This window comes from Streptomyces viridochromogenes (assembly GCF_001270495.1).
Lineage (GTDB): Bacteria > Actinomycetota > Actinomycetes > Streptomycetales > Streptomycetaceae > Streptomyces > Streptomyces viridochromogenes_A.
On the sequence record NZ_LGUR01000262.1, the window covers coordinates 1 to 9,172 of the forward strand.

A 9,172-nucleotide genomic window follows, 5' to 3' on the forward strand; every position below is an offset into this window, starting at 1 on the left:
CCCGCGCTCCCGGCACAACATGTGGCAGATCATCCGCGAGCTGGTCGCCGACGGCGTCACCGTCTTCCTCACCACCCAGTACCTGGAGGAGGCCGACCAGCTCGCCGACCGTATCGCCGTCCTCAACGGCGGCAAGCTCGTCGCCCAGGGCACCGCCGAGGAACTGAAGCGCCTCGTCCCCGGCGGCCACGTACGACTGCGCTTCGCCGACCCGGTGGCGTACCAGAGCGCCGTCCTGGCCCTGCACGAAGTCAGCAGGGACGACGAGGCACTGACGCTGGAGATGCCCAGCGGCGGCAGCCAGCGCGAACTGCGCGCCATCCTCGACCGGCTGGACTCGGCCCGCGTCGAAGCGGACGAGCTGACCGTGCACACCCCCGACCTCGACGACGTCTTCTTCGCCCTGACGGGCAGCACCGTGCCGACTCAGCCGAACGGGCCCGACCAGTCGAACGAGCCCAACGAGCCCAACCAGCCCAAGGAGGCTGCCCGATGAGCTCCCTCTCCCTCGCCGTACGCGACTCCTCCACGATGCTGCGCCGCAACCTCCTGCACGCGCGGCGCTACCCGTCGCTGACCCTGAACCTGCTGCTGACGCCGATCATGCTGCTGCTGTTGTTCGTGTACATCTTCGGAGACACGATGAGCGCGGGCATCGGCGGGGGCGGCGCCGATCGCTCCGAGTACATCGCGTTCCTCGTACCGGGTCTCCTGCTGATGACCATCGGCAGCACCACGATCGGTACCGCGGTGTCCGTCTCCAACGACATGACCGAGGGCATCATCGCCCGCTTCCGCACGATGGCCATCCACCGTGGTTCCGTGCTCATCGGGCACGTCGTCGGCAGTGTGTTGCAGGCGGTCATCAGCGTGGTGCTGGTCGGCGCCGTCGGCGTGGCCATCGGCTTCCGTTCCACGGATGCCACGGCTCTGGAGTGGATCGCCGCGTTCGGGCTGCTCGTGCTGTTCGCCCTGGCGCTGACCTGGATCGCCGTCGGGATGGGCCTGGTCAGCCCGAACGCCGAGGCGGCCAGCAACAACGCGATGCCGCTGATCTTCCTGCCGCTCATCTCCAGCACCTTCGTCCCGGTCGACGCGATGCCGGGCTGGTTCCAGCCGATCGCCGAGTACCAGCCGTTCACGCCGGCCATCGAGACCGTGCGCGGGCTGCTGCTCGGCACCGAGATCGGCCACAACGGGTGGCTCGCGGTCGCCTGGTGCCTGGCCCTCACCGCGCTCGGCTACTTCTGGTCGAAGTCGGTGTTCGACCGCGACCCGAACTGACCGCCATGACAGCGCGGGCCGCCTCCCGCAACTCGCACCGCCGCAACTCGGACCGCCTCAACTCGCACCGCCTCAGGGCGGCGTACGCCGACACCACGTCGGAGTGCGCCGCCCCGTCGGCGTTCGGGCCGCCCGCCGGGCCCGGTCCGCGTCGGCACCGACCGGCGGAAGACCCTGCGCCAGCACAACGCCCGTCCTTGTCAAGACGGTGTCAACGTCCACCCGGGCGGCGCCAGGGAAGCGTCAAGATGCCTGCCCGGCGGCCCGGGGAGCGGTTCGCTGAGAACTGATGAACGACGTACCGCGCGGACGGCTGAAGGTCTACCTCGGGGCGGCCCCAGGGGTGGGCAAGACGTACCGCATGCTCGACGAGGGGCGGCGCCGGGCCGGCCGCGGGGCCGACGTGGTGGTGGTGTTCGCCGAGTGCCACGGCCGTCCGCGGACCGAGGCGATGCTCGACGGTCTGGAGATCGTGCCGCGCGCCCAATGCGCCTATCGGGGCGGGAAGTTCGAGGAGATGGACCTCCCCGCGGTGCTCGCCCGCCGGCCGCGGGTCGCGATCGTCGACGACTTCGCCCACAGCGGCATCCCCGGCGGCGGCCGCAGTCCCAAGCGGTGGCAGGACATCGAGGAGCTGCTCGCCGCGGGCATCGACGTCATCACGGCGGTCAACGTCCAGCACCTGGAGTCCCTCAAGGACGTGGTCGAGAAGATCACCGGGGTGCCGCAGCACGAGACGGTGCCGGACGACGTCGTACGACGCGCCCAGCAGGTCGAGCTCGTCGACATCCCGCCCGAAGGGCTGCGGCGCCGTCTGGCGCACGGCAACATCTACGCGCCCGAGACGATCGACGCGGCCCTCGCCCACTACTTCCGGCCCGGCAATCTGAGCGCGCTGCGGCAACTGGCGCTGCTGTGGACCGCCGACCGGGCCGACGAGGCGCTCAACACCTACCGTGCCGAGAACGCCACCCAGCTCGTGCTCGGCGCCAGCCGCGGCCGCCTGGAACGGTTCCTGACGGGCCTCGGGACCCGATGCCACCCATGCCGCGGGCGGAACCACCGTACCGGCGGGCCCCGGTGCCTTCCTGGTGCTGCGGGGCCGCACCCTGTCGTCGTCCGAGCGGCGTGTCCTCGCCGCCTTCGCCGCGCATGTCGGGTCCGCGGTGGAGCGGGCCCGGCTCGCCGAGGCCGCCGCCGAGGTCGAGCCCGTGAAGGCCGCCGACCGGATGAGTACGGCCCTGCTGCGGGCCGTCGGCCACGACCTGCGGACGCCCCTGGCGGCGGGCTGGGCGGCGGTGACGTCACTGCGCAGCCGCGACGTCGAGTTCTCCGTCGAGGACCGCGCCGCCCTGCACGCCCTGGAGCGGTCCTGGACCGAGTGGGACCCCGGGGTGCCCCTGGTGCGGCTGACCTGCGAGCGGCGCGGTCTGGGCCACCCCATCGCCGGCTACGTCCGGGAGGTCATGGCGTCCGAGCCGGCCACCCGGGTCACGGTCCTGATCCCCGAGACGGAGCCGGAGCGGATGTGGCAGCGGCTCCTGCAGAACCAGCGGGGCGCCGTGGTCGCGCAGCCCGTACGGCGGGAGACCGACGCGGTGATCTGCCGACTCCGGTTCCGCCTGTCCTGACCTCGCCGCGGCCCGCGTATGGGTCCCGTCAAGAGCGCGCGGTGCGCCGTAAGGGACCCGTCAACGCCGGCCGGATCCGGCCACGAAGGCTGTTTCCTCGAAGCGTCCCTGTCCGGTCGAACCTCACTCCAGGAGTTCACGATGGCCGATCTGGCCTTCGTCGTCACCACGATCGCGTGCTTCGCGCTGGTGGCTCTCGTCGCCAAGGGGGTCACCAAGCTGTGACCGCCGAGAACATCGTCGGCCTCGTCGTGGCCGTCGCCCTGCTGGGCTATCTCGTCCTCGCCCTGATCTTCCCGGAGAGGTTCTGACCGTGACAACAGCTGCTACCGCAGCGGGCGACATGGGTCCCGTCCTCGCCGGCGTGCTCCAGCTGCTCGCTCTGATCGCAGCCCTGGCGCTCGCCTACGCTCCCCTTGGCAACCACATGGCCAAGGTCTACTCCTCCGACCGGCACTGGCGGGTCGAGAAGTGGATCTACAAGGGCATCGGCGCCGACCCCGACACCGAGATGCGCTGGACCGCGTACCTGCGCGGCGTCCTCGCCTTCTCCGTCGTCGGCGTTCTCTTCCTCTACGCCCTCCAGCGGCTCCAGGGCGTCCTGCCCGGCTCGCTCGGCTTCTCCGCCATCGACCCGGACCAGGCGTTCAACACCGCCGTCTCGTTCGTCACCAACACCAACTGGCAGTCGTACTACGGCGAGCAGGCCATGGGCCACGTCGTGCAGACCGCCGGACTGGCCGTTCAGAACTTCGTCTCCGCGGCCGTGGGCATCGCGGTCGCGGTGGCGCTCGTCCGGGGCTTCGCACGCTCGCGTACAGGTGAACTCGGCAACTTCTGGGCTGACCTGGTGCGGGGTGTCGTCCGCATTCTCGTGCCGCTGGCGGCCGTCGCCGCGGTCGTGCTGGTCGCCTGCGGCGCGATCCAGAACTTCTCCGGCATCCATGAGGTGGGGCAGTTCACGGGCGGCTCGCAGCAGTGGAACGGCGGTGCGGTCGCCTCGCAGGAGGCCATCAAGGAGATCGGCACCAATGGTGGCGGCTACTTCAACGCCAACAGCGCCCACCCGTTCGAGAACCCCACCCCGTTCTCGAACCTCTTCGAGATCTTCCTGATCCTCGTCATCCCGTTCGCGCTGACCCGCACCTTCGGCCTCATGGTCGGCAGCGTGAAGCAGGGCTACGCGATTCTCGCCACGATGGCCACCATCTGGGTCGGCTTCGTCGCCCTGATGATGTGGACCGAGTTCGCCCACCACGGCCCGGCGTTCGACATCGCGGGCGGGGCGTACGAGGGCAAGGAGGTCCGTTTCGGCGTCGGTTCTTCGGCGATCTTCGCTACGTCGACCACCCTCACCTCGACCGGTGCGGTGGACTCCTTCCACTCCTCCTTCACCGGCCTCGGCGGCGGCATCACCATGCTCGGCATGATGCTGGGCGAGATCGCGCCCGGCGGTACCGGCTCCGGCCTCTACGGCATGCTGATCATGGCGATCATCGCGGTGTTCATCGCCGGTCTGATGGTGGGCCGTACGCCCGAGTACCTGGGCAAGAAGATCGGGACCCGTGAGATCAAGCTGGCGGCCTGCTACATCCTCGTCACCCCGGCGCTGGTGCTGATCTTCACCGCGTTCGCGATGGCGCTGCCGACCCCGGCGAACTCCATGACCAACAGCGGGGCGCACGGATTCTCCGAGATCCTTTACGCCTACACGTCCGCCTCGAACAACAACGGCTCGGCCTTCGCCGGTCTGAACGCGGACACGCAGTGGTTCAACAGCACGCTGGGTCTGTGCATGCTGCTCGGCCGTTTCGTGCCGATGGTGTTCGTGCTGGCCCTGGCCGGATCGCTGGCCGAGCAGAAGCCGGTGCCGGCCACCGCGGGCACGCTGCGTACGGAGAAACCGCTGTTCACGGGCCTGCTGGTGGGCGCGATCCTGATCATCACGGGTCTGACGTACTTCCCTGCCCTGGCGCTGGGGCCGCTGGCCGAGGGGCTGGCGTCATGACCACCGACGTAACGAATCACGAGGACTCGATGTCCACAGCCACACCGACCCGGGCGCCGCACAGCGACCTACCCACCGGGCACAAGTCTCCCGAGGGCCGTGTCGGCGCGGGCCTCTTCGATCCGAGGCAGCTGGTCAAGTCGCTGCCGGAGGCGTTCCGCAAGCTCGACCCGCGGGTGATGGTCAAGTCTCCCGTGATGTTCGTGGTGTGGATCGGGTCGGTGCTGACCACCGTCTTCTCCTTCACGGACCCGGGCGACTGGTTCGGCTGGACGATCAGTGTCTGGCTGTGGCTGACGGTGATCTTCGCCAACCTGGCGGAGGCCGTCGCCGAGGGGCGGGGCAAGGCCCAGGCCGACACCCTGCGCAAGGCCAAGACGGACACGGTGGCCCGGCGGCTCGACGGGTCCGCAGAAGAGCGGGTGCCCGGCACCGAGTTGAGGATCGGTGACCTGGTCGTCTGTGAGGCGGGCGACGTCATCCCCGGCGACGGTGACGTCGTCGAGGGTGTCGCGTCCGTCGACGAGTCGGCGATCACCGGTGAGTCGGCGCCCGTCATCCGTGAGTCCGGCGGTGACCGTTCGGCCGTCACCGGCGGCACCAAGGTCCTCTCCGACCGCATCGTCATCAAGATCACGACGAAGCCCGGCGAGACCTTCATCGACCGCATGATCAACCTGGTCGAGGGCGCGGCCCGGCAGAAGACACCGAACGAGATCGCGCTGAACATCCTGCTGGCCTCGCTGACGATCGTCTTCCTGCTCGCCTGCGCCACGCTGCCGCCGCTGGCGGACTACGCGGGCACCCACCTGACCATGGTCGTCCTGGTCGCCCTGCTGGTCTGCCTGATTCCCACGACCATCGGTGCCCTGCTCTCCGCGATCGGCATCGCGGGCATGGACCGGCTGGTCCAGCGCAACGTCCTGGCGATGTCGGGCCGCGCGGTCGAGGCCGCCGGTGACGTCTCCACGCTGCTGCTCGACAAGACCGGCACCATCACGCTCGGCAACCGCCGGGCGGCCGAGTTCGTGCCGGTGAGCGGGACGACGCAGGCCGAGGTGGCGGACGCCGCACAGCTGTCGTCGCTGGCCGACGAGACGCCCGAGGGCCGCTCCATCGTCGTACTGGCGAAGGAGAAGTACGGTCTGCGCGAGCGCCACCAGGGCGAGCTGGCCGGTGCCGAGTGGATCGCCTTCACCGCCCAGACCCGGATGTCCGGCGTGGACGTGGACGGACGCAAGATCCGCAAGGGCGCCGCCGGTTCGGTCATCGCCTGGGTGCGGGAGCAGGGCGGCACCATCGCCGAGGACGCGGACGGGATCGCCAACCGCATCTCCGAGGCGGGCGGTACGCCGCTGCTGGTCGCGGTCGAAGACGCCGACGGAGCACGGGTGTCGGGCGTCATCCACCTCAAGGACGTCGTCAAGGACGGCATGCGGGAGCGGTTCGAGGAGCTGCGCCGCATGGGCATCAAGACCGTCATGATCACGGGTGACAACCCGCTGACGGCCAAGGCGATCGCCGAGGAAGCGGGCGTCGACGACTTCCTCGCGGAGGCGACTCCCGAGGACAAGATGGCGCTCATCAAGCGGGAACAGGCCGGCGGCAAGCTGGTCGCGATGACCGGTGACGGTACGAACGACGCGCCCGCGCTCGCCCAGGCGGACGTCGGCGTGGCGATGAACACCGGTACGTCGGCCGCCAAGGAGGCCGGCAACATGGTCGACCTCGACTCCAACCCGACCAAGCTCATCGAGATCGTCGAGATCGGCAAGCAGCTGCTGATCACGCGCGGTGCGCTGACGACGTTCTCCATCGCCAACGACGTCGCGAAGTACTTCGCGATCATCCCGGCGCTGTTCGCGGCCGTCTATCCGGGCCTGGACAAGCTCAATGTCATGGGGCTGTCCTCGCCCGACTCCGCGATCCTGTCGGCGGTCGTCTTCAACGCGCTGATCATCATCGCGCTGGTGCCGCTGTCACTGAAGGGCGTGCAGTACCGGCCGGTCAGCGCGGACCGCATGCTGCGGCGGAACCTCACCGTCTACGGGCTGGGCGGTCTGGTGGCCCCGTTCATCGGCATCAAGCTCATCGACCTGCTGATCTCTCTGATCCCCGGCCTGTAATTTCTTTCAGAAGCGTGGTGAACAACCATCATGAACAACTCCGTTGTGAACACGGGGCGATTGCTCGGCGCGGGACTGCGGGCGCTGCTGGTGTTGACTCTGCTCACAGGAGTCGTCTATCCGCTGGCCGTCACAGGTGTGGCGCAGGCCCTCTTCACCAACAAGGCGAACGGGTCGGAGATCAAGGCGGACGGCAAGGTCGTCGGTTCCTCGCTGATCGGTCAACAGGGCTACAGCCTGGACTACTTCCAGCCGCGCCCGGCCAACGGACTGGGCGTGAACTCGGTCAACACGCAGTACCGGCTGATCCTGTCCGGCGCCACGAACCGTTCCGCGGACAACCCGGAGCTGATCAAGTGGGTGCGGGAGGCGAAGGCCAAGGTCGTCAAGGACAACTCCACCGCCGACTACAAGGTCGAGCCGGCCCAGGTGCCCGCCGACGCGGTGACGTCCTCCGGCTCCGGACTGGACCCGAACATCTCCCCGCAGTACGCCGACATCCAGGTCCACCGGGTCGCAGAGAAGAACGGCCTCCCCGTCGCCGAGGTACGGAAGCTGGTGGACGAGCACACCGAGGGCCGCACCCTCGGCTTCATCGGGGAGCCGCGGGTGAACGTCCTCGAACTCAACATCGCGCTCAGGGAACTGACCAAGGGCAGCTGACCGATGACCCGGGTGCCGGTCGTGGAGGACGACGCCGGGGGGAGAGACCCACGGGTTCACCATCGGCCCGCCGGTCGGGAAGGCCGTACGGGGCGGCCGTGACGTACCCCCGCCTTCCCAGCACCGAACCCGGCATCGGCTACCGCTTCGAAGGGTGAACATGGCACGCGGCAAGCTTCGGATCTATCTCGGCGCGGCACCGGGCGTCGGCAAGACGTACGCGATGCTGTCCGAGGCGCACCGGCGGGTGGAGCGCGGCACCGACTGCGTGGTCGCGTTCGTCGAGCACCACGGCCGGCCGCGCACCGAGGTGATGCTGCACGGCCTGGAACAGAGCCGGCGCAGGGAACTGGAGTACCGGGGTACGTCCTTCACGGAGATGGACATCGACGCCGTTCTGGCTCGCGGCCCCCAGGTGGCGCTCGTGGACGAGCTGGCCCACACCAACATCCCCGGCTCGCGCAACAGCAAGCGCTGGCAGGACGTCGAAGAGCTGCTGGCGGCCGGGATCGACGTGATATCGACCGTCAACATCCAGCACCTGGAGTCGCTGGGCGACGTGGTGGAGTCGATCACCGGCGTCCGGCAACGGGAGACCGTGCCGGACGAGGTGGTGCGCCGGGCCGACCAGGTCGAACTGGTCGACATGTCGCCACAGGCGCTACGGCGTCGTATGGCGCACGGCAACATATACAAGCCCGACAAGGTCGACGCGGCCCTCTCCAACTACTTCCGCCCCGGCAACCTCACCGCCCTGCGCGAACTGGCCCTGCTCTGGGTGGCCGACCGGGTCGACGAGTACCTCAACGCGTACCGCAGCGAGCACGAGGTCTCGACGATATGGGGGTCCAGGGAGCGGATCGTCGTAGGACTCACGGGCGGCCCGGAGGGCCGGACGCTGATCCGCCGGGCCGCGCGGCTGGCGGAGAAGGGCGCCGGCGGTGAGGTGCTGGCCGTCTACATCGCCCGCAGCGACGGCCTGACGTCCTCCTCGCCGAAGGAACTGGCCGTGCAACGCGGGCTGGTGGAGGACCTCGGCGGCACGTTCCACCACGTCGTCGGCGACGACGTGCCCAAGGCCCTGCTCGACTTCGCGCGCGGCGTGAACGCCACGCAGATCGTGCTCGGTGTCTCCCGCCGCAAGAGCTGGCAGTACGTGTTCGGGCCCGGCGTCGGCGCCACGGTCGCCCGCGATTCGGGTCCCGACCTCGACGTCCACCTGATCACCCACGACGAGGCGGGCAAGGGGCGCGGACTGCCCGTGGCCAGGGGAGCCAGACTCGGCCGGTCGCGGATCATCCGGGGCTGGCTGGTCGGCGTGCTCGGCCCGGTCGTCCTCACCCTGCTGTTGACTCACGTCGCACCCGAAGTCGGCCTCGCCAACGACATGTTGCTGTACCTGTCGCTGACGGTGGCGGCAGCACTCCTCGGCGGCCTGCTGCCGGCACTGGCCTCGGCGG

7 protein-coding genes and 2 pseudogenes are annotated in these 9,172 nt (G+C 69.3%); all 9 read left to right on the forward strand.

What is annotated here, in order from left to right; all coding sequences use genetic code 11:
• A pseudogene (locus ADK36_RS43040) lies at positions 1 to 496 on the forward strand (DUF4162 domain-containing protein); the annotation flags it as partial.
• The gene (locus ADK36_RS43045; RefSeq protein ID WP_053201494.1) at positions 493 to 1,284 is read left to right on the forward strand and encodes an ABC transporter permease; all 792 of its coding nucleotides are present in this window, start codon (positions 493 to 495) and stop codon (positions 1,282 to 1,284) included. The pseudogene ADK36_RS43040 and the gene ADK36_RS43045, both read left to right, overlap by 4 nt.
• Before the next feature lie 289 nt (positions 1,285 to 1,573).
• A pseudogene (locus ADK36_RS47470) lies at positions 1,574 to 2,915 on the forward strand (hypothetical protein).
• Positions 2,916 to 2,933: 18 nt separating this feature from the next.
• A complete protein-coding gene (locus ADK36_RS47475) occupies positions 2,934 to 3,140 on the forward strand; it encodes a hypothetical protein (protein WP_078916661.1) in 207 nt (68 codons plus the stop codon).
• Positions 3,137 to 3,226, forward strand: coding sequence for a K(+)-transporting ATPase subunit F (kdpF, locus tag ADK36_RS45540; protein ID WP_016434100.1), 90 nt, complete (start codon positions 3,137 to 3,139; stop codon positions 3,224 to 3,226). Before ADK36_RS47475 ends, kdpF begins: the two co-directional genes overlap by 4 nt.
• 32 nt (positions 3,227 to 3,258) lie before the next feature.
• Positions 3,259 to 4,923, forward strand: a complete 1,665-nt coding sequence (gene kdpA / locus ADK36_RS43060) for a potassium-transporting ATPase subunit KdpA (protein WP_053201496.1) — start codon at positions 3,259 to 3,261, stop codon at positions 4,921 to 4,923.
• Positions 4,920 to 7,049, forward strand: coding sequence for a potassium-transporting ATPase subunit KdpB (gene kdpB / locus ADK36_RS43065; RefSeq protein WP_199830370.1), 2,130 nt, complete (start codon positions 4,920 to 4,922; stop codon positions 7,047 to 7,049). The genes kdpA and kdpB overlap by 4 nt, the downstream gene beginning before the upstream one ends.
• Before the next feature lie 30 nt (positions 7,050 to 7,079).
• Positions 7,080 to 7,712, forward strand: a complete 633-nt coding sequence (locus ADK36_RS43070) for a potassium-transporting ATPase subunit C (RefSeq protein ID WP_053201498.1) — start codon at positions 7,080 to 7,082, stop codon at positions 7,710 to 7,712.
• Positions 7,713 to 7,872: 160 nt separating this feature from the next.
• Positions 7,873 to 9,172: universal stress protein (locus tag ADK36_RS43075; RefSeq protein ID WP_159391261.1), on the forward strand; the 1,300-nt coding region annotated here is incomplete at its 3' end.

Coding starts and splice junctions, on each gene's coding strand:
- kdpA (WP_053201496.1), top strand. CDS start 3,259: ATGGGTCCCGTCCTCGCCGGCGTGCTCCAGCTGCTCGCTCTGATCGCA.
- kdpB (WP_199830370.1), top strand. CDS start 4,920: ATGACCACCGACGTAACGAATCACGAGGACTCGATGTCCACAGCCACA.
- ADK36_RS47475 (WP_078916661.1), top strand. CDS start 2,934: ATGGGTCCCGTCAAGAGCGCGCGGTGCGCCGTAAGGGACCCGTCAACG.
- ADK36_RS43070 (WP_053201498.1), top strand. CDS start 7,080: ATGAACAACTCCGTTGTGAACACGGGGCGATTGCTCGGCGCGGGACTG.
- ADK36_RS43045 (WP_053201494.1), top strand. CDS start 493: ATGAGCTCCCTCTCCCTCGCCGTACGCGACTCCTCCACGATGCTGCGC.